22 protein-coding genes and 1 tRNA gene are annotated in these 20,668 nt (G+C 64.8%); 16 read left to right on the plus strand and 7 right to left on the minus strand.

Annotation, left to right across the window (positions count from 1 at the left end):
• Positions 1-11: 11 nt before the first annotated feature.
• The 6 genes from KHP16_RS04005 to KHP16_RS04030 all read right to left on the minus strand — a co-directional run bounded on the left by KHP16_RS04005 (position 12) and on the right by KHP16_RS04030 (position 4,823).
• Positions 12-1,076, minus strand: coding sequence for a UDP-2,3-diacylglucosamine diphosphatase (locus KHP16_RS04005; RefSeq protein WP_109581679.1), 1,065 nt, complete (start codon positions 1,074-1,076; stop codon positions 12-14).
• Between the two features lie 101 nt (positions 1,077-1,177).
• Positions 1,178-2,200, minus strand: a complete 1,023-nt coding sequence (locus KHP16_RS04010; RefSeq protein WP_211959625.1) for an esterase/lipase family protein — start codon at positions 2,198-2,200, stop codon at positions 1,178-1,180.
• Positions 2,197-2,742, minus strand: coding sequence for an RDD family protein (locus tag KHP16_RS04015; protein ID WP_115951971.1), 546 nt, complete (start codon positions 2,740-2,742; stop codon positions 2,197-2,199). The genes KHP16_RS04010 and KHP16_RS04015 overlap by 4 nt, the downstream gene beginning before the upstream one ends.
• 151 nt (positions 2,743-2,893) lie before the next feature.
• Entirely contained in the window at positions 2,894-3,802 is a 909-nt protein-coding gene (locus tag KHP16_RS04020) for a DUF3106 domain-containing protein (protein ID WP_211959626.1), read from the minus strand.
• Between the two features lie 2 nt (positions 3,803-3,804).
• Positions 3,805-4,260 carry a DUF3619 family protein gene (locus tag KHP16_RS04025; RefSeq protein WP_109581675.1) on the minus strand — a complete coding sequence of 152 codons (456 nt, stop codon included), beginning with the start codon at positions 4,258-4,260 and terminating at the stop codon, positions 3,805-3,807.
• Positions 4,257-4,823 carry an RNA polymerase sigma factor gene (locus KHP16_RS04030; RefSeq protein ID WP_109581674.1) on the minus strand — a complete coding sequence of 189 codons (567 nt, stop codon included), beginning with the start codon at positions 4,821-4,823 and terminating at the stop codon, positions 4,257-4,259. The genes KHP16_RS04025 and KHP16_RS04030 overlap by 4 nt, the downstream gene beginning before the upstream one ends.
• Positions 4,824-5,201: 378 nt before the next feature.
• Here KHP16_RS04030 and KHP16_RS04035 point away from each other — a divergent pair, with 378 nt between their 5' ends.
• The 7 genes from KHP16_RS04035 to KHP16_RS04065 all read left to right on the plus strand — a co-directional run bounded on the left by KHP16_RS04035 (position 5,202) and on the right by KHP16_RS04065 (position 12,727).
• Positions 5,202-6,965, plus strand: coding sequence for an acetolactate synthase 3 catalytic subunit (locus KHP16_RS04035; RefSeq protein WP_211959627.1), 1,764 nt, complete (start codon positions 5,202-5,204; stop codon positions 6,963-6,965).
• On the plus strand, positions 6,965-7,456 hold the full coding sequence (gene ilvN, locus KHP16_RS04040) for an acetolactate synthase small subunit (RefSeq protein WP_008643328.1): 492 nt from the start codon (positions 6,965-6,967) through the stop codon (positions 7,454-7,456). The genes KHP16_RS04035 and ilvN overlap by 1 nt, the downstream gene beginning before the upstream one ends.
• Positions 7,457-7,540: 84 nt before the next feature.
• Positions 7,541-8,557, plus strand: coding sequence for a ketol-acid reductoisomerase (gene ilvC, locus KHP16_RS04045; RefSeq protein WP_109581672.1), 1,017 nt, complete (start codon positions 7,541-7,543; stop codon positions 8,555-8,557).
• A gap of 170 nt (positions 8,558-8,727) precedes the next feature.
• On the plus strand, positions 8,728-9,381 hold the full coding sequence (locus KHP16_RS04050; RefSeq protein ID WP_109581671.1) for a phosphatidylserine decarboxylase: 654 nt from the start codon (positions 8,728-8,730) through the stop codon (positions 9,379-9,381).
• A 24-nt stretch (positions 9,382-9,405) separates the two neighbouring features.
• The gene (gene pssA, locus KHP16_RS04055; RefSeq protein ID WP_109581670.1) at positions 9,406-10,314 is read left to right on the plus strand and encodes a CDP-diacylglycerol--serine O-phosphatidyltransferase; all 909 of its coding nucleotides are present in this window, start codon (positions 9,406-9,408) and stop codon (positions 10,312-10,314) included.
• Positions 10,315-10,382: 68 nt separating this feature from the next.
• Positions 10,383-10,883 carry a peptidoglycan-binding protein LysM gene (gene lysM / locus KHP16_RS04060; RefSeq protein WP_109581669.1) on the plus strand — a complete coding sequence of 167 codons (501 nt, stop codon included), beginning with the start codon at positions 10,383-10,385 and terminating at the stop codon, positions 10,881-10,883.
• 302 nt (positions 10,884-11,185) lie between these two features.
• Entirely contained in the window at positions 11,186-12,727 is a 1,542-nt protein-coding gene (locus tag KHP16_RS04065) for a 2-isopropylmalate synthase (RefSeq protein WP_109581668.1), read from the plus strand.
• 58 nt (positions 12,728-12,785) lie between these two features.
• Here KHP16_RS04065 and KHP16_RS04070 read toward each other — a convergent pair whose 3' ends face one another.
• Complete coding sequence (locus tag KHP16_RS04070) at positions 12,786-13,352, minus strand: hypothetical protein (protein ID WP_244835630.1); 567 nt, start codon at positions 13,350-13,352, stop codon at positions 12,786-12,788.
• A 219-nt stretch (positions 13,353-13,571) separates the two neighbouring features.
• Here KHP16_RS04070 and rpsO point away from each other — a divergent pair, with 219 nt between their 5' ends.
• The 9 genes from rpsO (at position 13,572) to KHP16_RS04115 (ending at position 20,662) form a co-directional block, all read left to right on the plus strand.
• Entirely contained in the window at positions 13,572-13,841 is a 270-nt protein-coding gene (gene rpsO / locus KHP16_RS04075) for a 30S ribosomal protein S15 (protein WP_092138848.1), read from the plus strand.
• A 373-nt stretch (positions 13,842-14,214) separates the two neighbouring features.
• On the plus strand, positions 14,215-16,371 hold the full coding sequence (gene pnp / locus KHP16_RS04080; RefSeq protein WP_109581666.1) for a polyribonucleotide nucleotidyltransferase: 2,157 nt from the start codon (positions 14,215-14,217) through the stop codon (positions 16,369-16,371).
• Between the two features lie 103 nt (positions 16,372-16,474).
• A complete protein-coding gene (locus KHP16_RS04085; protein WP_211959628.1) occupies positions 16,475-17,479 on the plus strand; it encodes an NAD(P)H-quinone oxidoreductase in 1,005 nt (334 codons plus the stop codon).
• Between the two features lie 51 nt (positions 17,480-17,530).
• Positions 17,531-18,280 carry a triose-phosphate isomerase gene (tpiA, locus tag KHP16_RS04090; protein ID WP_179592890.1) on the plus strand — a complete coding sequence of 250 codons (750 nt, stop codon included), beginning with the start codon at positions 17,531-17,533 and terminating at the stop codon, positions 18,278-18,280.
• Positions 18,281-18,326: 46 nt separating this feature from the next.
• The gene (gene secG / locus KHP16_RS04095; RefSeq protein WP_109581663.1) at positions 18,327-18,695 is read left to right on the plus strand and encodes a preprotein translocase subunit SecG; all 369 of its coding nucleotides are present in this window, start codon (positions 18,327-18,329) and stop codon (positions 18,693-18,695) included.
• Positions 18,696-18,884: 189 nt separating this feature from the next.
• Positions 18,885-18,969: transfer RNA gene (locus KHP16_RS04100), tRNA-Leu, on the plus strand.
• Between the two features lie 243 nt (positions 18,970-19,212).
• Positions 19,213-19,572, plus strand: a complete 360-nt coding sequence (locus tag KHP16_RS04105; RefSeq protein WP_109581662.1) for an NADH-quinone oxidoreductase subunit A — start codon at positions 19,213-19,215, stop codon at positions 19,570-19,572.
• Positions 19,573-19,578: 6 nt separating this feature from the next.
• Positions 19,579-20,061, plus strand: coding sequence for a NuoB/complex I 20 kDa subunit family protein (locus KHP16_RS04110; protein WP_020203631.1), 483 nt, complete (start codon positions 19,579-19,581; stop codon positions 20,059-20,061).
• Between the two features lies 1 nt (position 20,062).
• The gene (locus KHP16_RS04115) at positions 20,063-20,662 is read left to right on the plus strand and encodes an NADH-quinone oxidoreductase subunit C (RefSeq protein WP_109581661.1); all 600 of its coding nucleotides are present in this window, start codon (positions 20,063-20,065) and stop codon (positions 20,660-20,662) included.
• Positions 20,663-20,668: the final 6 nt, after the last annotated feature.

The following is a 20,668-nucleotide window of genomic DNA, read 5'->3' on the forward strand; positions in this document are numbered from 1 at the left end:
TGCCGCGACCGTCAGCCGGCCACCGCGGTCGCGGTCGTGGCGGTGCGCCGCCGGCGGCCGATGCGCGAGGTGGGCGGCGCGGGCGGGTCGAGCAGCGTCGTCCAGTAGACGATGCGTAGTTCGCCTTCCATGGTTTCGACCAGCGCGGAAAGGCTTTCCACCCAGTCGCCGTCGTTGCAGTAGAGCTGCCCGTCGACCTCGCGGATCTCGGCCTTGTGGATATGGCCGCAGACCACGCCATCGCAGCCGCGGCGGCGCGCCTCCTCCACCATCGCGTGCTCGAACGAGTTGATGTAGCTGACCGCGTTCTTGACCTGATGCTTCAGGTATTGCGACAGCGACCAATAATCGAATCCGAGCCTGGTGCGGACGCGGTTGAAGTGGCGATTCACGGCGAGGATCAGCGTGTAGAGGGAGTCGCCGAGATATGCCAGCCATCGTGCGTGCTGCACCACGCCATCGAACAGGTCGCCATGGACGACCCAGAGGCGGCGGCCCGTCGCCGTCACATGGATCGCGTCTTCGCGTACGACGATGTCGCCGAAGGCCATGCCGTCGAACTGGCGCGCGACTTCGTCGTGATTGCCGGGTACGAAGATCACCTCGGTGCCTTTGCGCGCCTTGCGCAGAAGCTTCTGCACCACGTCGTTGTGGCTCTGCGGCCAGTACCAGCCGCGCTTGAGCTGCCATCCGTCGATGATGTCGCCGACGAGGTAGAGCTGGTCGGACTCGTTGTGCTTGAGGAAGTCGAGCAGATAGGTCGCCTGGCAGCCTGCTGTGCCGAGGTGGATATCCGAGATCCAGATCGCGCGATAGCGATGGGTGGGCGTGTCGGTGGATGCAGTGGGCGGTTCGTCGGTGACGTCTCGCTGGGCATTCACGGATTGGGGTACGGATGACGGAAAGGGCGGGAAGGGGGCAGCAGGAGGCGATGCGGGCGGCGGGGCGAGTGCCGGAGCGGGAGGCATGAAGGCCGCGAGGGCGGCGGTCAGCGGGAGGGTGGCGTCACCCTTGCCAAGCAGGCGCTGCGCGATATGCGACAGACGCCCGCGCGCGGATCGGATTGCTTGAACCATGTCGGCCCCGGTAGCGGCGATGCGTGCATTGGGCCAGTGGCACGTGACCGTACCGTGACGGAAACATGAATGTCACATGAATGTGTGCCGCGCTTGGAGCGTCAGGTGGTTTCCGCTGCGTGGGCCGTGACGACGGGATCGGGCGTGGTTTCGGTCAGCATGGCGAGCGCGTCGAGCGTGGCGGCGATCGCGTCGGGGTGGCGCAGCAGCGACACATGCCCGATGCCGCGCAGCGCTACATGGCGCGCGCCCTCGAGCCACGAGGTGCCGGCGGGCCCGGCGATCGAGTCGTGCCAGCTGAAGATGAAGACGATGCGCGCGCGCTGCGCGGTGGTTTCCGCATCGGCAAGTGCGCGCAGCCAGGGACTGAGCCATCGCATCTGCCGCGCGTTGAGCCCGCTGCCATGACGCGCCAGTACGCACCCATGATGCGGGCTGCCAAGCGTGACAATGCCGCTGCAGGGCGCTTCGCTGCCCGTGGAATGCACCGCCCGCACCTGTGCCGCGCGCGCGGCGAGGCCGCCCATGCTGTGGCACACGAGCAGCGGCGGGCGGCCCGTGCGTGTGGCGATGTCGTGCATGCGCGCGAGCAGCGGCGCCGCATAGTCGTCGATATCGCCGAGCACCGGTTCGAGGTCGATCGTCTCGCACCGATAGCCCGCGGCCGCGAGATGCGGCGCCATGTCGAGCCACACGGCGTGGTTGCAGCCATAACCGTGCACGAGCAACACCGTGGGCGCGTCGCGGCCGGGGCTTGCGTCGGCAGAGGGGGGTATCTTCAGGCGGGAGCGGAACGGCTGAAGCCAGTTGAACATGCGGAACACCACCATGCATTCGCCCGCATAGCAGCGCAGGGCCCGCGCGATGCCGAGGGGCGCGGGGCGGGTATCGGCGGGCATCAGCGCGATGCGGTCTTTCTTTGGCAGGCCGAGCCCGTTCAGCGTGACGAAGAACGCGATGGCGACCGACGCGCAGAACAACGCGAGCACGATGGCCGCGCCGGTGGCGAGCGCGGCCGGCCATGACCATGCGGCGAACGATGCGAGCGCCCACGCGATGCCGGCCGCGGTGGTTGTCTGCGCCGCGACTGCCACGCGGCGAAGGGCGGCCGCCGTCAGGCTCATTTTTTGGCGGCGGTGCGCGGTGGCCGCAGGTCGATCAGCCGGGTGCCAGCCAGCCTGTCATGCAGGAACTGCCGTCTCGGGTCGAGCCAAGCGAGCATGACCCAGATCAGCAGCCCGCCAGCAAGCACGGCGACGAACGGGCCCTTCACGAGCCCGAGGGCATGGCCCACGGCGGCGGCGGGCGGGAGCCATAGCCACGCCAGCACGAAGCGGAAGATGGCGCGGGGCCACCGGACCGGTCCGCCATCGGCGGTCTCCAGGCGGATGCGCCAGGTCTGCATGGCCAGGGTCTGGCCATTGCGCTGCCAGAACCACGAGAAATACAGCGCCAGCACGAGAAAGCTCCACGCCTGCGCGACGTACATGTTCTCGGCGCCGATGGCGCCGAGCAGCGGGCGGGCGAACACATACACCGCGGTGGACGCCATGAGCACGCCGAACAGCAGCACGCCTTCATAGACCATACAGGTCAGCCGCCGCCGGAGCGTGGGAGCTCGGACGGGGTCGGAGGTGGGAGCGTAGGCGGTAGTGGTGGCGGACATGGCACGCGGCCGGGGGAGCCTGAAACGGCCATTATGCCAAAGGCGCCGCCTGGCACCGAGCGGGTTTGCCCGCAATGAAGGAACAGCCCTCTCCCCGGTAGTGAGGCGCCGACACACGCGTCTGCCTCTCGCGCAGGGAGAAGGCGGGGCCTCAGCGGCTTTCGCTGGTTCCCGTGATCGGGAAGTCGGTGGAGGCTTCGCCCGTGACCGGGGGGCCGAGCGGGGTGGCTGCCGGCTGGGGCGCGGTGGCGGAGGCGGGGGTGGCAGCCACCGGGGCCGAGGCCGCGGCTGCGGCCGTCGTGGCCGATGCGGCGGAGGCCGCGCCCGTGGAGGCGGCGACGGCCGGTGTGGAAGCCGCGGCGACAGCGGCGGAAGCCGCCGAAGCCGGGGCAGCGGGCGCGCTTGCGGCGGTCTTTGTGCCCGGCTGCTGCGGATGCGCGCCGCGCGACGGCAGCGTCGGCAGTTTCTTGCCCGACGGCAGCGCACTCACCGCGCCGGGGCGGCGCGGGACCTTGTCCGCGGCGGCGAGGTTCTTCTTTTGCTCTTCGGGCAGCTGCTGATAGCTCTTCCACGCCTCGGCCTTGGCCTCCGGCGTCAGCGACCGCGTGATCTGGTAGTTCTCGCGCGCCAGGCGCCGCTGCTGCGGCGTCATCCTGACCCATTCCGCCATGCGCGCCTGCAACCTCGCCTGTTCGTCAGGCGAATACTTCGGGTACTGGTCGGCAATCCGCAGCCACTTGTGGCGGTTCAGTTCGGGAATGGAATTCCAAAGCGGCTCCAGCGGCGCCAGAATGCGCTGATGCGCGGCCGAAAGCTCGCCCCACGTGGGGTGCGCATTGATGACCGGACCGGGCTGCACAGCAGAGGTCGCCGACGCCGAAGCCGGCGCATTGGCCTGCCCCTGTGCCTGCCCCTGTGCCTGCACCGCCGGCGCGCAAGACAACGCCACGCCGCCGGCGAGCGCCAGCAAGACAAGGCCCACGCGCAGCCGCTCGCCGCACGTGTCGGATAGATCGGCGGCGGGAAGACCCGCGTCGGGAAGATCGAGTGCGCGCGCCATCCTTATTGCCCGCGCTTGAGGTACACGTGGAAGCCCTGGTCGGCGTAGGCGGTCGGCGGCAGATCGTCGAGCAGCATGGCGGCATCGACGTCCGCGAGTTCTTCCACCCGCTTCTGCTTCTGCCACTCGTAGATGCCGCTCAGCCCGCCCACCAGCGCGATCAGCAGCCAGACGAGCGCGAGCCGGCGCAGCCAGGCGCCCGCGCGATGCAGTGGCTTGTCGTGATCGGGGTCGTCGAGGTCATACAGCGACGATCCATGCGAGGATGGCATGCCCGCAGCCGCGAATTGCGGCGCGCGCACCGGTGCCTCGGCCTTCTTGCGAGCGACGGCCATGCGCCGCGCGGCGGCAAGCCGTTCGGCGATGTCGGCCGGCACCGCGTCCGCCGATGCATCGAGCACGGTGCGGATATCGTGGGCCAGGCGGCGTTCGAGTATTTGTTGTTCGTTTCGGCTCATAGTCGGACCCCTCGCGCGCGCAGGGCCTGCGCCAGGGTGTGCGTTGCACGGGAACAGTGCGTCTTCACACTGCCTTCGGAACAACCCATCGCGGCAGCGGTTTCGGCGACATCCATGTCCTCCCAGTAACGCATCAAAAACGCTTCGCGTTGACGCGTCGGCAGGCGCTGGATTTCCTGTTCGATGATCTGCATGACCTGCGCGCGCTCGACCTTGTCCGCGCTGCTTTCGGCAGATTCCGAACCCGCCTGGGCCTCTAGAGTGTCGAGTAAGTCATTATCGTCGCCATCGCGATCGTCGCGCAGCGACGAGAACAACGTGACCCACGTGTTGCGGACCTTCTGGCGGCGGAACCAGTCGTGAACGGTATTTTGCAGAATGCGCTGAAACAGCGGCGGCAGTTCGGCCGCGGACTTGTCGCCGTATTTCTCCGCAAGCTTGATCATCGCATCCTGCACGATGTCCAGCGCGGCTTCATCGTCACGCACCGCAAACACGGCCTGCTTGAATGCCCGTCGCTCGACGCTGGCGAGAAAATCGGAGAGTTCCTGGTCGGTGGCCATGCAGGCGAATTGCGGACGGAAATTGCGGGATGGACGGCGCCAGTGCTTGCTTTAAGTGCCGCATAAGACCTGCGGAACTCAGAAAATGTCTGCGATCCTAGCAAAAAACACGTGAGTCTGACCACTGCTGTATTGCGTTGCAGACATGGAGGGACGGGAAGATTGCGGGAACGCCCGGCCGGGAGCGATCGGCGGCAGAAGAAACGTAGACCGCGCTAGTGCATTGCAGTATCATCACCGGTTCACGACATCAGTGGTTGTCTCATTTGACCGCTTATAAGGCGGTCTTCCATGAAGACGCGCACCGCTTGAACCCGAGCCACAAGCCCGGCAGAGAGCATCCAAACAATTTTTTGCCGAAAATTGCAAAGGACTGAAATGAACATGCCCAGCGCGGAATTTTCCCACGCAGACAGCAATGCCTCCTCCGCACCCGAAATGATCGGCGCGGAAATCCTCGTCCATGCACTTGCCGAAGAAGGCGTCGAGTACGTCTGGGGCTACCCCGGCGGCGCAGTGCTGTACATCTACGACGAGCTCCACAAGCAAACGAAATTCGAGCACATCCTGGTGCGCCACGAGCAGGCTGCCGTGCATGCCGCCGATGGCTATGCGCGCGCGACCGGCAAGGTCGGCGTGGCGCTGGTGACCTCGGGCCCCGGCGTGACGAACGCCGTGACCGGTATCGCCACCGCCTATCTGGACTCGATCCCGCTGGTGGTCATCACCGGCAACGTGCCCACGCACGCGATCGGCCAGGACGCGTTCCAGGAGTGCGATACGGTCGGTATCACGCGGCCCATCGTCAAGCACAACTTCCTTGTGAAGGACGTGCGCGACCTCGCCGCGACGATCAAGAAGGCGTTCTTCATCGCCGCCACCGGCCGTCCCGGCCCGGTCGTGGTCGATATCCCGAAAGACGTCTCGCGCAACGCATGCCGCTTCGAATATCCGAAGGCCATCGACATGCGTTCGTACAACCCGGTGAACAAGGGGCATTCGGGGCAGATCCGCAAGGCCGTGGCGCTGCTGCAGCAGGCCGAGCGTCCGTATATCTATACGGGCGGCGGTGTCGTGCTGGCCAACGCCAGCGACGAGCTGCGCCAGCTGGCCGCGGTGACGGGTCATCCGGTCACCAACACGCTGATGGGCCTGGGCGCGTTCCCGGGCACGAGCAAGCAGTTCCTGGGCATGCTCGGCATGCACGGCACGTATGAAGCCAACATGGCCATGCAGAACTGCGACGTGCTGATCGCGATCGGCGCGCGCTTCGATGACCGCGTGATCGGCAACCCGGCGCACTTCACGTCGCAGGCCCGCAAGATCATCCACATCGACATCGACCCCTCGTCGATCTCGAAGCGAGTGAAGGTGGATATTCCCATCGTCGGTAACGTCAAGGACGTGCTGCAGGAGCTCATCGCCCAGCTGCAGGCCAGCGACGTCAAGCCGAAGCGCGAAGCGCTCGCCAAGTGGTGGGATCAGATCGAGCAGTGGCGTTCGGTGGACTGCCTCAAGTACGACCGCAGTTCCGAGATCATCAAGCCGCAGTACGTGGTCGAAAAGATCTGGGAACTGACCAAGGGCGACGCGTTCGTCTGCTCCGACGTCGGCCAGCACCAGATGTGGGCCGCTCAGTTCTACAAGTTCGACGAACCGCGCCGCTGGATCAACTCGGGCGGCCTCGGCACCATGGGTGTCGGCCTGCCGTACGCCATGGGCATCAAGAAGGCGTTCCCGAACAAGGAAGTCGTCACCATCACCGGTGAAGGCTCGATCCAGATGTGCATCCAGGAACTGTCGACCTGCAAGCAGTACAACACCCCCGTCAAGATCTGCTCGCTCAACAACGGCTATCTGGGCATGGTGCGCCAGTGGCAGGAAATCGAGTACGACAACCGCTACTCGCATTCCTACATGGACGCGCTGCCTGACTTCGTCAAGCTGGCCGAGTCCTATGGCCACATCGGCATGCGCGTCGAACGCGCGTCCGACGTGGAGCCCGCGCTGCGCGAGGCATTCCGCCTGAAGGACCGCACCGTGTTCCTGGACTTCCAGACCGACCCCACCGAGAACGTGTGGCCGATGGTTCAGGCCGGCAAGGGGATCTCCGAAATGCTGCTCGGCTCGGAGGACCTGTAATGCGACACATCATTTCCGTCCTGCTGGAAAACGAACCCGGCGCGCTGTCGCGCGTGGTGGGCCTGTTCTCCGCGCGCGGCTACAACATCGAAACGCTGACGGTGGCTCCGACCGAGGATGCTTCGCTGTCACGGATGACCATCGTGACCACGGGCTCGGATGACGTGATCGAACAGATCACGAAGCATCTGAACCGCCTGGTCGAGGTGGTCAAGGTTGTGGACCTGACCGAAGGCGCGCACATCGAGCGCGAGCTGATGCTCGTGAAGGTGCGCGCGGTCGGCAAGGAACGCGAGGAGATGAAGCGTACCGCGGACATCTTCCGCGGCCGCATCATCGATGTGACCGAGAAAACGTACACCATCGAACTGACCGGCAACGGCGGCAAGCTGGATGCGTTCCTCGACGCGATCGACCGTACGGCGATCCTGGAGACCGTTCGCACGGGCGGCTCCGGTATCGGTCGCGGCGAGCGCATCCTGAAGGTCTGACCGGCGCCCCCGGCAGCGGCTGCCCCCGTCTATCGGCGGGGCGCCACCCCTATATCCCAGATCAAAGCAATTGAAGGAATCATCATGAAAGTGTTTTACGACAAGGACGCGGACCTCTCCCTCATCAAGGGCAAGAACGTCACCATCATCGGCTACGGCTCGCAAGGCCACGCCCACGCACAGAACCTGAAGGATTCGGGCGTGAACGTGACGGTGGGTCTGCGCAAGAGCGGCGCGTCGTGGAACAAGGCCGTGAACGCCGGCCTGCAGACCAAGGAAGTGGCCGAGGCCGTGAAGGGCGCTGACGTCGTCATGATCCTGCTGCCGGACGAGCAGATCGCCGACGTGTACAAGAACGAAGTGCACGACAACATCAAGGAAGGCGCCGCGCTGGCCTTCGCGCACGGCTTCAACGTGCACTACGGTGCCGTGATCCCGCGCGCCGACCTCGACGTGATCATGATCGCGCCGAAGGCCCCGGGCCACACCGTGCGTTCGACGTACGCGCAAGGCGGCGGCGTGCCCCACCTGATCGCCGTGCATCAGAACAAGTCGGGCGCGGCACGCGACATCGCGCTGTCGTACGCCACGGCCAACGGCGGCGGCCGTGCCGGCATCATCGAGACGAACTTCCGCGAAGAAACCGAAACCGACCTGTTCGGCGAGCAGGCCGTGCTGTGCGGCGGCACCGTCGAGCTGATCAAGGCTGGCTTCGAGACGCTGGTGGAAGCCGGCTACGCGCCCGAAATGGCGTACTTCGAGTGCCTGCACGAACTGAAGCTGATCGTCGACCTGATCTACGAAGGCGGCATCGCCAACATGAACTACTCGATCTCGAACAACGCCGAGTACGGTGAGTACGTCACCGGCCCGCGCGTCGTGACCGAAGAGACGAAGAAGGCGATGAAGCAGTGCCTGACGGACATCCAGACCGGCGAATACGCGAAGAGCTTCCTGCTCGAGAACAAGGCCGGTGCCCCGACCCTGATCTCGCGCCGCCGCCTGACGGCCGAGCACCAGATCGAGGAAGTGGGTGCGAAGCTGCGCGCGATGATGCCGTGGATCGCCAAGAACAAGCTGGTCGACCAGTCGAAGAACTAAGCACGCGCCGCAAGGCAGCGTGGCCGCGCGCGACAGGGCGGCCACCTTGCCCCGCAGCCGCCCAGTGCACCGCCCACCCCCACCGTGAATGACGGCGGGTGCGATTTTGGCGGTGGCTGGGCGGCTTTTTGTTATCCTGTCGCCGTGAATGAACTTCTGACCCTATTTGCATGAACTATCCTCATCCGCTGATCGCCCGTGAAGGCTGGCCGTTCCTGGCCGGCGCATTCGTCATCTCGCTGCTGGTGCACGTCAGCGCGGGCTTCTGGTGGGCGCTGCCGCTGTGGATCATCACGCTGTTCGTGCTGCAATTCTTCCGCGATCCGCCGCGCCCGATTCCTTCGGCCCCGAACGCGATCCTCGCGCCGGCCGATGGCCGCATCGTCGTGGTCGAGAAGACGCAGGATCCGTACGCGGGCCGCGAAGCCCTCAAGATCAGCGTGTTCATGAACGTGTTCAACGTCCACTCGAACCGTTCTTCGCTCGACGGCAAGGTCGAGAAGCTTGAATACTTCCCCGGCAAGTTCGTCAACGCGGACCTCGACAAGGCCTCCGTGGAAAACGAGCGCAACGCGCTGGTCATCCGCCGCGCCGGCGATGGCCAGATCGTCACGCTCGTGCAGGTGGCGGGTTTGGTGGCGCGCCGGATCCTGTGCTACACCAAGGTGGGTGACACGCTGTCGCGCGGCCAGCGCTACGGCTTCATCCGCTTCGGCTCGCGCGTGGACGTGTACCTGCCCGTGGATGCGCGCCCGCGCGTGACGATCGGCGAGAAGGTCTCGGCTTCGTCCACGGTGCTCGCCGAACTCGACGTACTGCAATAAGCCGCCCCGGGACAGGAGACTGGCATGGGTGCCTTCAATCGCCGCAACAAGCGGGCGAACAATGGCAACGTGACGCATTTGCGTCCGTTCCGCCATAACCAGTTGCGCAACGACAGCGCGTACGACAGCGGCTTCAACGACGGCGGCTTCGACGACGTCGAGGAGCACGACGACGAGTACGTGCGTCCCCGGCCGCGCCGGCGGGGCATCTATCTGCTGCCCAATGCGTTCACGACGGCCGCGCTGTTCGCGGGCTTCTTCGCGATCGTGCAGGCGATGAACATGCGCTTCGACGCCGCGGCGATCGCGATCTTCGCGGCGATGGTGCTCGACGGCATGGACGGCCGCGTGGCGCGCATCACGAACACGCAGAGCGCATTCGGCGAGCAGTACGACTCGCTGTCCGACATGACGTCGTTCGGCGTGGCGCCCGCGCTCGTGATGTACGAATGGATCCTGCACGACCTCGGCAAGTGGGGCTGGATCGCCGCCTTCGTGTACTGCACGTGCGCGGCGCTGCGTCTCGCGCGCTTCAACGCGAATATCGGCGTGGTCGACAAGCGCTTCTTCCAGGGCTTGCCTAGCCCGGCCGCGGCAGCGCTCGTCGCCGGCTTCGTCTGGCTCGCGATCGACAACAAGCTGCCCGTGAAGGAGCTGTGGATGCCGTGGGCGGCGTTCGGCATCACGCTGTACGCGGGGCTGTCGATGGTCTCCAATGCGCCGTTCTACAGCGGCAAGGCGCTCGACGTGCGCTACCGCGTGCCGTTCGGCATGATGGTGCTGCTGCTCGTGCTGTTCGTCGTGGTGTCGACCGATCCGCCGGTCGCGCTGTTCGGCCTGTTCGTGGCGTACGCGATTTCGGGCTATCTGCTCTGGGCGTGGCGCGCGGCGCATGGCGAGGCAGGCGGCGTGCGAAAGAGCGGGGGACGCTGACCGTCGCCCGCGACCGAGGTTGTTGATTGACGTTTGATTGACCTTGATTCGACCGTAAGGAGAATGTCATGGGCATGTTCGACTTCATCAGGGAAGCGGGAGAGAAACTGTTCGGCAAGGGCGAAGCCAAGGCGGCGCAGGATGCCGCCAGGGCGGATGCGTCCACCGAAAAGGTCGAGGCCGCCAATCGTGCGGCGGGCGACGCGATCGAGGCGTACATCAGGCAGATGGGCCTCGAGGCCACGGGCCTGACCGTCACGGTGGACGGATCGCAGGGCAAGGTGACCGTGTTCGGCGTGGCGCCGGATCAGGCCACGCGGGAGAAGATCATCCTCTGCTGCGGCAACGTCGAGGGCGTGGATCAGGTCGAGGACAAGATGTCCGTGAACGTGGAAACCGCCGAGTCGCAGTGGCATACGGTGGTGAAGGGCGACACGCTCTGGGCGATCTCGCAAGCGGCGTATGGAAACGGCGCCGACTACAACCGGATCTTCGAGGCGAACAAACCGATGCTCACGCATCCGGACAAGATTTATCCGGGGCAGAAGCTGCGGATCCCGCCTAAATAGGCGCCCACCCCGTCAGTTGCACGGTTAAAGCAAAAGCGCTATAGTCGCCGACATGATTTCGCTGCAATCCCTTTTCTCGCTCGCATCGATCGCCCCGATCGCATCGATCGCCCTGCTGGGTGGCCTACTAGGCGACCGGGTCGGGACGCGCGCGCGCTGAGGGAAGACAGGAACCCATTTCCCAGCGCGAAATCCACAAGGATTCTTCAACGCCCCGGCCTGCATCCACTGCACGCCGGGGCGTTTTGCATTGAACTTCGGCATGGGCCGGCACAAACAATAAAGTCTCAGGAGCTCCACAAATGTCTGACAAACTCATCATTTTCGATACGACCTTGCGCGACGGCGAACAATCGCCGGGCGCTTCGATGACGCGCGAAGAGAAGATCCGCATCGCGCGCCAGCTGGAGCGCCTGAAGGTCGACGTGATCGAGGCCGGCTTTGCGGCGAGCTCCAATGGCGACTTCGAAGCGATCCGCTCGATCGCGCAGGTGGTCAAGGATTCGACGATCTGCTCGCTGGCCCGGGCCAACGACAAGGACATCGCGCGCGCGGCCGAGGCCCTCAAGCCCGCCAACTCGTTCCGGATCCACACGTTCATCGCGACCTCCGCGCTGCACATGGAGAAGAAGCTGCGCATGACGCCGGACCAGGTGTACGAGCAGGCGCGCCTGGCGGTGCGTTTCGCGCGCCAGTTCACGGACGACATCGAGTTCTCGCCGGAAGACGGCAGCCGCTCGGACATGGACTTCCTGTGCCGCGTGCTGGAGGGTGTGATTGCCGAAGGGGCGACCACGATCAACCTGCCCGACACGGTCGGCTACGCGGTGCCCGAAGGCTACGCGGGCCTGATCCGTTCCGTACGGGAGCGGATTCCGAACTCGGACAAGGCCGTGTGGTCCGTCCACTGCCATAACGACCTCGGCATGGCCGTGGCGAACTCGCTGGCCGCCGTGAAGCTCGGCGGCGCGCGCCAGATCGAGTGCACGATCAATGGCCTGGGCGAACGTGCCGGCAACACCAGCCTCGAAGAAGTCGTGATGGCCGTGAAGACGCGCCGCGACTACTTCGACATGGACGTCGGCATCGATACCACGCAGATCGTGCCCGCTTCCAAGCTTGTCTCGCAGATCACCGGTTTCGTGGTGCAGCCGAACAAGGCGGTGGTCGGCGCCAATGCGTTCGCGCATGCATCGGGCATCCACCAGGATGGCGTGCTCAAGGCGCGCGACACGTACGAGATCATGCGTGCGGAAGACGTGGGCTGGACGGCCAACAAGATCGTGCTGGGCAAGCTGTCGGGCCGCAATGCATTCAAGCAGCGCCTGCAGGAACTGGGCATCGAGCTGGAGAGCGAAGCCGAAATCAACGCGGCGTTCGCGCGCTTCAAGGAACTCGCCGACCAGAAGGCCGAAATCTTCGATGAGGACATCGAAGCCATCGTATCGGGCGAGGCGAGCGACGCGTCCAACGATCACTATCGTTTCGTGTCGCTGTCGCAGCGCTCGGAGACCGGTGAGCGCCCGCACGCGCGCGTGGTGTTCACGATGGACGGCCAGGAGCATGCCAGCGAAGGCGACGGCAACGGTCCCGTGGATGCGACGCTGCATGCGATCGAAGGCAAGGTGTCCAGCGGCGCGGAACTCGTGCTGTATTCGGTGAACGCGATCACGACCGGCACGCAGGCGCAGGGCGAAGTGACCGTGCGCCTGTCGAAGGGCGGCCGCATCGTCAACGGGGTGGGCACCGATCCCGATATCGTGGCCGCATCGGCCAAGGCCTATCTCGCCGCGCTGAACAAGCTGCACGACAAGGCCGTGCAGAAGATCAACCCGCAAATCTGACCTGGATCCCTGCGATCGCCCGCCACGCGCTCACAAGGCGCGCCGGCGGGCTTTTTCGTTAGCGCTCGGGGCGATCGCGCAGCGGGTCGGGCGTGATCTGCGTCTGGCGCAGCACGCCCGCGTCGTCGAAGTAAAAGTTGAACATCGAGTACCACATCCGGTCCTGGAAGAAGCGGTAGGTCCAGACCTCGCGCTTCATGATCGGAAAGTACTGGTTGGGCTCCCGCGGCGCGCCGTAATGCTCGAGCACATCCTGCTTGGTCCATACGTTGACCTGTGCCTTGTAGAGCTCTTCCGTGGTCAGCATGTTGCGGAAGTCCGCCAGATTGCCGTTGCGGTCGAACGTCGCGGCGTAGGCGTCCTCGCCGAGCGGTTGCGTGGAGTAGATCCAGCGCGTGGTGCCGTCCTTGAGCCGGAACATGTCGGTCGGCTGGCCAAACGTGGCGCGTACGGCGGATTCGGGCTGTCCGATCAGCTTCTGGCCGGTCTGGACCGGCGCCAGCGTCGAGCAGGCGGTGAGGGCGGCGACTGTGGCGGCCAGCGCGACGCTGGCGGCGATGCGCCGAACGAGGCGGCCGGCACCCGAGGCGCGAGAAGAAAGCAGGGAGGTCGTGGTGGAGCGCATGGCGGAGCGGAATACCCGGAGATTACCGAAGTGTAGTCCTTTGGGGCGGCTTGGGGGCCACACGCGGCCTGCCGGACTGCCAGTTTCGCCACGCGCGGGAATTCGGCTATAATGCGCGGCTATCGTTTGCCGGCCTCCCGGCGGGCGATGGAGCTGGCACGACACCGGCGGCGCATCCCGTGCTGCGGTGTTCGCAAGTGAAACAATAAGGAAATCATCATGGCAGTCGCCGATATCAACAAGTCCGAAGTCATCAAGCAGTTCGCGCGCGGCACGAACGACACGGGTAGCCCCGAAGTTCAGGTGGCCCTGCTGACCACCCGCATCAACGAACTGACCCCGCACTTCAAGGCCAACATGAAGGATCACCACAGCCGCCGCGGTCTGCTGCGCATGGTGAGCCGTCGTCGTCGCCTGCTGGACTACCTCAAGGCCAGCGATGCGGATCGTTATCGCGCCCTGATCGAAAAGCTGGGTCTGCGCAAGTAAGGTTCGCCCGGATGGTGACACCGATCCTGCACGATCGCCTGCTCGATTCTGCGCACGATTGTCTGCACGGTTCCGCGTGATGCCTCGATGCCTGTTTCAGCGTTGCTGAGGCAGGCATTTTGCTTTTCTGGCGGCGGGTGATCCCCGTTTGCCCCCGTTGCACCCTGCCGTGTAACGGAGTAAGTTGTTTTGCTCTTTAGCTCCGAGACACCGGAGCCGGACCTAAGAACCGGGGCCTTGTGTCATTCCATCGCGCGCATCAGCACCCATGGTGGCCCGATGGAATGGCATAGCACTTCCCTGCGACCGCGGCCGGCGTGAATCCGGCAGTACGCCCGCGACTGTGAACGCGGGCGCGAATGAAGGAACGCTCATGACCATGTTCAACAAGATCGTCAAGGAATTCCAGTGGGGCCAGCATACGGTCCGCATGGAAACTGGCGAAATCGCCCGCCAGGCTGGCGGCGCCGTGATCGTCGATGTGGAAGACACCGTGGTGCTGGCCACCGTGGTGGCCGCCAAGAGCCCGAAGCCGGGCCAGGACTTCTTCCCGCTGACCGTCGACTACATCGAAAAGACCTACGCGGCCGGCAAGATCCCCGGCGGCTTTTTCAAGCGTGAAGGCCGTCCGTCGGAAAACGAGACGCTGACCTCGCGCCTGATCGACCGTCCGCTGCGTCCGCTGTTCCCGGAAGGTTTCTACAACGACGTCCAGGTGGTGATCCACGTGGTGTCGATCAACCCCGAAGTGCCGGCCGACATCCCCGCGATGATCGGCGCCTCGGCCGCGCTGGCCGTGTCGGGCATTCCGTTCAACGGTCCCGTGGGCGCCGCGCGCGTGGGCTACAAGGATGGCCAGTACCTGCTGAACCCGACCCGTTCGCAAATCGCCTCGTCGTCCCTCGACCTCGTGGTCGCCGGTACCGAGCGCGCCGTGCTGATGGTGGAATCGGAAGCGCAGCAGCTGTCGGAAGACGTGATGCTGGGCGCCGTGGTGTACGGTCACGAGCAGATGCAGATCGCGATCAACGCGATTCATGACCTCGTGCGCGAAGGCGGCAAGCCCGAGTGGGACTGGGCTCCGGCTCCGAAGAACGAAGCGCTCATCGCCAAGGTGAGCGAGATCGCGCTGCCGCTGATCCAGGAAGCCTATCAGCTGCGCCAGAAGTCGGCGCGCAGCCAGAAGCTGAAGGAAGTGTTCGCCACGGTGGACGCCAAGCTGGCGGAAGCCGGCGTGGAAGCCGAGAAGGTGGAAGTCGGCAACATCCTGTTCGACCTCGAAGCGAAGATCGTCCGTGGCCAGATCCTGGCAGGCGAGCCGCGTATCGACGGCCGCGACACGCGCACTGTGCGCCCGATCGAAATCCGTTCGTCGGTGCTGCCGCGCGCCCACGGTTCCGCGCTGTTCACGCGCGGTGAGACGCAGGCGCTCGTGGTGGCCACGCTGGGCACCAAGAGCGACGAGCAGATCATCGACGCGCTGGCCGGCGAGTACCGCGACCGCTTCATGCTCCACTACAACATGCCTCCGTTCGCCACCGGCGAAACGGGTCGCGTGGGTAGCCCGAAGCGCCGCGAAATCGGTCACGGCCGCCTGGCCAAGCGCGCGCTGATTCCGGTGCTGCCTGCTGACGACGAGTTCGCCTACACGATCCGCCTGGTGTCGGAGATCACCGAATCGAACGGTTCGTCGTCGATGGCTTCGGTCTGCGGCGGCTGCCTGGCGCTGATGGATGCCGGCGTTCCGGTGAAGGCGCACGTCGCTGGCGTCGCCATGGGCCTGATCCTCGAAGGCAACAAGTTTGCCGTGCTGACCGACATCCTCGGCGACGAAGATCACCTCGGCGACATGGACTTCAAGGTGGCCGGTACGGACGCGGGCATCACCGCGCTGCAGATGGACATCAAGGTCCAGGGCATCACGAAGGAAATCATGCAGGTCGCGCTGGCCCAGGCCCGCGAAGGCCGCATGACCATCCTCGACGCGATGCAGGGCGCGATGGGCCATGCGCGCACCGAGCTGTCGGAGCACGCACCGCGCATGATCACGATGAAGATCCATCCGGACAAGATCCGCGAAGTGATCGGCAAGGGCGGCTCGACCATTCAGGCGCTGACCAAGGAAACCGGCACGACCATCGACATCCAGGAAGACGGCACGATCACGATCGCCTCGACGTCGACCGACGGCATGGCCGAAGCCAAGCGCCGCATCGAGGGCATCACCGCGGAAGCCGAAGTGGGCAAGATCTACGCCGGCACCGTGCTGAAGCTGCTGGATTTCGGCGCCATCGTGAACATCCTGCCGGGCAAGGACGGTCTGCTCCATATCTCGGAGATCGTCAACGAGCGCGTGAAGGACATCAAGGACTGGCTGAAGGAAGGCCAGCATGTTCGCGTGAAGCTGATCCAGGCTGACGAGAAGGGTCGTCTGCGTCTGTCGCTGAAGGCAGCACTGGCGGAAGAGGGCGGCAGCATCAGCCCGATCGTCCAGCAAGGCGACGCGCCCTCGGGCAACAATCAGCAGTAATCAGTAGCAGCAGGAATAAGAAGCGGCTGGCGATGTCCAGCCGCTTTTTTTGTTTACACTGCCGGACAACAAAACCGGACAGCACAAGCGAGAGGAGTCCCAGATGAAAGCCATCGAGATCCGTGAATACGGCGCGCCCGACGTTCTTCAACTGACCGAGCGCCCCGACCCCGTGGCGAAGGCCGGCGAGATCCTGATCCGCGTGGCGGCCGCCGGTGTCAACCGGCCCGACGTGTTCCAGCGCACTGGCAACTATCCCGTGCCGCCCGGCGCGTCCGATCTGCCCGGCCTCGAAGTGGCGGGTGTCATCGTCGGTGGCGACCTCTCGCACGCGGCGAATCGATTCGGGCTGAAGGTGGGCGATCGCGTTTGCGCGCTCGTGCAGGGCGGCGGTTACGCCGAGCTGTGCACGGCGCCGATCGAACAATGCCTGCCCGTGCCCGAAGGCCTCAGCGACATCGAGGCGGCGGGTCTGCCCGAGACGTTCTTCACGGTGTGGAGCAACGTGTTCGATCGCGGCCTGCTCGGCAAGGGTCCGCGCGGCGCGCAGGAGACGCTGCTGATCCAGGGCGGCTCGAGCGGTATCGGCACGACCGCGATCCAGATCGCGAAGGCGATGGGTTTCAAGGTGTTCGTCACCGCGGGCAGCGACGACAAGTGCAAGGCGTGCGAGGCGCTGGGCGCCGATCGCGCGATCAACTACAAGACGCAGGACTTCGCGGCCGAGGTGAAGGCGCTGACCGAAGGCAAGGGCGTGGACGTGATCCTCGACATGGTCGCGGGTTCCTACCTCGCGCGCGAGCTGTCGTGCATCGCCGACGATGGCCGTATCGTCATCATCGCGCTGCTCGGCGGCGCCAAGGCCGAGATTCCGCTGGGCGACGTGCTGCGTCGTCGCATCACGATCACCGGTTCCACGCTGCGCCCGCGTCCGCCCGCGTTCAAGGGCGCGATTGCCGACGCGCTCCAGAAGAACGTGTGGCCGCTGCTGGCGTCGGGCAAGATCAAGCCCGTGATCCACAAGGTGTTCCCCGCCGCGCAGGCTGCGGATGCGCACCGCCTCATGGAATCGAGCGAGCACGTGGGCAAGATCATGCTCACGTGGTAAATGGCCGGGTCGCGCGCTACAATAGCGGGTTTTTGATCGAGAGGGGACCCCGTGAGACAAAAGCTGGTCATCGGTAACTGGAAGATGCACGGCAGCCTCGCCGCCAACGCGGCACTGCTGGACGGTATCAAGGCGGCACCGGCCCGGGCGCGTCTCGCGGTGTGCGCACCGTTCCCGTATCTGGCACAGTGCCAGGCCACGCTGGCCGGCACGGCGATCGGCTGGGGCGCCCAGGATGTGTCCGCGGAAGTGCGCGGCGCGTTCACCGGCGAAGTGGCCGCGCCGATGCTCGCGGAATTCGGCTGCGCCTACGTGCTCGTGGGCCACTCGGAGCGCCGGTCCTATCATGGCGAAACCGACGCGACCGTCGCGACGAAGGCGCTGCGCGCGCTGGAATCGGGGCTGACGCCGGTGGTTTGCGTGGGCGAAACGCTTGCGCAGCGCGAGGCAGGGGAGACGGAAGCCGTGGTGGGCCGTCAACTGGCCGCGGTGGTGGAGGCACTCTCTATCGATCAGCTCGGAAAGATCGTGCTGGCCTATGAGCCCGTCTGGGCCATCGGTACCGGCAAGACCGCGACGAGCGAGCAGGCGCAGGCCGTGCACGCGTATCTGCGCGGGCAGGTGGCGTCGGGGTCGGCGGCAGCGTCGGCTGACGTGGCCGCCCGCATGCCGATTCTGTACGGCGGCAGCGTGAAGCCCGATAATGCGGCCGAACTGTTTTCGATGTCCGATATCGACGGAGGCCTGATTGGCGGCGCTTCGTTGAAGGCGGAAGATTTCTTGGCGATCGGCAACGCCTGAGTGCCGAACGCATGGATGGATCAGGCAAGCGAACGAATGTAATCACATGGCAATCTTCAAGACATTGTTAGTACTGGTGCAGGTCCTGTCGGCGCTCGGCGTGATCGGCCTGGTGCTGCTGCAGCATGGCAAGGGCGCGGACGTCGGTGCGGCGTTCGGCTCGGGCGCCTCGGGCAGTCTGTTCGGCGCCACGGGCTCCGCGAACTTCCTGTCGCGTACGACCGCGGTGCTGGCCTCGCTGTTCTTCGTCTGCACGCTGGGTCTGACGCTGCTTGGCAACTACAAGCCGCAGACCTCGCTGGGCGTGATGGGCGCGAGCCAGGCCCCGGCCGCGAGCGCGCCGGCAGCTTCCGCACCCGCTGCAGCCGCCTCGGATGCATCGTCCGTGCCCGCCGCACCTGCTGTTCCGAAATAATTGGCCTTGTCTAGCGATGATTCCTGATTAAATTTGCAGTTGTGCATTGAACAAATCAGGAAACTTGAGTTAGAATGCAAGGCTTGAAACGATTCCCCAGCGACGGGAACCAAGCGAGAGAAAAAACGCTCTTGCAAGGGAACCGGAGGGTGTAAAAACCCGGCGCCAGGCAATATTGTTTCTCCCCCAGCCGACGTGGTGAAATTGGTAGACACGCTATCTTGAGGGGGTAGTGGCGAAAGCTGTGCGAGTTCGAGTCTCGCCGTCGGCACCAAACAACTTGATCGGAGTCCTCGAAGTGGAAGCAGGGCTCCGGGTACGTTAAAGAACGTTTTCTGGACAATCATTCTTCAGGAATGGTCTTCAAAAACGGAGTACCCGGACCGATAATCCACGGAGGGCTCCGGCAGTCCGCAAGGCGGCGCCGTAATCTCGACGGAATGGCGCTTGGGGTGGGCAACAGGACGCCGCTTCAGCTGGTGCTGTTGACAACATTCCAGATAAGGCTGGCCGTACCTTGACTCTCGAAGCCTACTTCCCCGTCCTCATCTTCATCCTCTTTGGCGTCGTGCTCGGTTTGGCACTGATGTCCATCGGTCGGATACTCGGTCCCAACAAGCCTGATCCCGCGAAGCTGTCGCCATACGAGTGCGGCTTCGAAGCATTCGAGGATGCGCGCATGAAGTTCGACGTGCGCTACTACCTCATCGCCATCCTGTTCATCCTGTTCGATCTCGAAACGGCTTTCCTGTTTCCGTGGGGCGTTGCCCTCAAGGACATCGGCTGGCCCGGGTTCTTCGCGATGGGCGTGTTTCTGCTGGAATTCATCGTGGGCTTCGTCTACATCTGGAAAAAGGGCGCGCTCGATTGGGAGTGATGTGAAATGGCAATCGAAGGCGTTCTCAACGAAGGCTTTGTCACGACGACCGCTGACAAGCTGATCAACTGGACCCGCACGGGCTCGCTGTGGCCGATGACGTTTGGCCTGGCCTGCTGTGCCGTGGAAATGATGCATGCCGGCGCCGCGCGCTATGACCTCGACCGCTTCGGCGTGGTCTTCCGCCCGTCGCCCCGACAATCGGACGTGATGATCGTCGCCGGCACGCTGTGCAACAAGATGGCGCCCGCGCTGCGCAAGGTCTACGACCAGATGGCCGAGCCGCGCTGGGTGATCTCGATGGGCTCGTGCGCCAATGGCGGCGGCTACTACCACTACTCGTATTCGGTGGTGCGTGGTTGCGACCGCATCGTGCCGGTCGATATCTACGTTCCGGGCTGCCCGCCGACGGCGGAAGCGCTGATCTACGGCGTGATCCAGCTCCAGAACAAGATTCGCCGCACCAACACCATCGCGCGCAAGGGCTGATATGGCGACGCTCGACACTCTGAAGGCCGCGCTCGAGAAAGTTCTCGGCAAGCGTGTGCAATCGCTGACCGAAACGCTCGGCGAACTGACGCTGATCGTGAAGGCCGCGGACTACCTCGAAGTCGCGCAGCTGCTGCGCGACGATCCGTCGCTGCGTTTCGAACAGCTGATCGATCTCTGTGGCGTGGATTATTCCGACTACGCGGAAGGGACGTGGGACGGCCCGCGTTTTGCCGCCGTCTCGCACCTGCTGTCCGTGACGCACAACTGGCGTCTGCGCGTGCGCGTGTTCGCGCAGGACGACGACCTGCCCGTGCTGCCGTCGGTGATCGACGTGTGGAACTCGGTGAACTGGTTCGAGCGCGAAGCGTTCGACTTCTACGGCATCGTGTTCGAAGGGCATCCGGACCTGCGTCGCCTGCTGACCGACTACGGTTTCGTCGGCCACCCGTTCCGCAAGGATTTCCCGGTTTCCGGTTATGTCGAGATGCGCTACGACCCGGAACAGAAGCGGGTCATCTATCAGCCGGTGACGATCGAACCGCGCGAAATCACGCCGCGCGTGATTCGCGAGGAAAACTACGGCGGCACGCAGCACTAAATCGCG

Source organism: Cupriavidus plantarum (assembly GCF_905397285.1).
Lineage (GTDB): Bacteria > Pseudomonadota > Gammaproteobacteria > Burkholderiales > Burkholderiaceae > Cupriavidus > Cupriavidus plantarum.

Coding starts and splice junctions, on each gene's coding strand:
- pnp (WP_109581666.1), top strand. CDS start 14,215: ATGACCATGTTCAACAAGATCGTCAAGGAATTCCAGTGGGGCCAGCAT.
- pssA (WP_109581670.1), top strand. CDS start 9,406: ATGGGTGCCTTCAATCGCCGCAACAAGCGGGCGAACAATGGCAACGTG.
- KHP16_RS04115 (WP_109581661.1), top strand. CDS start 20,063: ATGGCGACGCTCGACACTCTGAAGGCCGCGCTCGAGAAAGTTCTCGGC.
- KHP16_RS04070 (WP_244835630.1), bottom strand. CDS start 13,352: ATGCGCTCCACCACGACCTCCCTGCTTTCTTCTCGCGCCTCGGGTGCC.
- KHP16_RS04020 (WP_211959626.1), bottom strand. CDS start 3,802: ATGGCGCGCGCACTCGATCTTCCCGACGCGGGTCTTCCCGCCGCCGAT.
- ilvN (WP_008643328.1), top strand. CDS start 6,965: ATGCGACACATCATTTCCGTCCTGCTGGAAAACGAACCCGGCGCGCTG.
- KHP16_RS04005 (WP_109581679.1), bottom strand. CDS start 1,076: ATGGTTCAAGCAATCCGATCCGCGCGCGGGCGTCTGTCGCATATCGCG.
- KHP16_RS04065 (WP_109581668.1), top strand. CDS start 11,186: ATGTCTGACAAACTCATCATTTTCGATACGACCTTGCGCGACGGCGAA.
- lysM (WP_109581669.1), top strand. CDS start 10,383: ATGGGCATGTTCGACTTCATCAGGGAAGCGGGAGAGAAACTGTTCGGC.
- KHP16_RS04010 (WP_211959625.1), bottom strand. CDS start 2,200: ATGAGCCTGACGGCGGCCGCCCTTCGCCGCGTGGCAGTCGCGGCGCAG.
- ilvC (WP_109581672.1), top strand. CDS start 7,541: ATGAAAGTGTTTTACGACAAGGACGCGGACCTCTCCCTCATCAAGGGC.
- KHP16_RS04015 (WP_115951971.1), bottom strand. CDS start 2,742: ATGTCCGCCACCACTACCGCCTACGCTCCCACCTCCGACCCCGTCCGA.
- KHP16_RS04085 (WP_211959628.1), top strand. CDS start 16,475: ATGAAAGCCATCGAGATCCGTGAATACGGCGCGCCCGACGTTCTTCAA.
- secG (WP_109581663.1), top strand. CDS start 18,327: ATGGCAATCTTCAAGACATTGTTAGTACTGGTGCAGGTCCTGTCGGCG.
- KHP16_RS04035 (WP_211959627.1), top strand. CDS start 5,202: ATGAACATGCCCAGCGCGGAATTTTCCCACGCAGACAGCAATGCCTCC.
- KHP16_RS04110 (WP_020203631.1), top strand. CDS start 19,579: ATGGCAATCGAAGGCGTTCTCAACGAAGGCTTTGTCACGACGACCGCT.
- KHP16_RS04030 (WP_109581674.1), bottom strand. CDS start 4,823: ATGGCCACCGACCAGGAACTCTCCGATTTTCTCGCCAGCGTCGAGCGA.
- KHP16_RS04025 (WP_109581675.1), bottom strand. CDS start 4,260: ATGAGCCGAAACGAACAACAAATACTCGAACGCCGCCTGGCCCACGAT.
- rpsO (WP_092138848.1), top strand. CDS start 13,572: ATGGCAGTCGCCGATATCAACAAGTCCGAAGTCATCAAGCAGTTCGCG.
- KHP16_RS04050 (WP_109581671.1), top strand. CDS start 8,728: ATGAACTATCCTCATCCGCTGATCGCCCGTGAAGGCTGGCCGTTCCTG.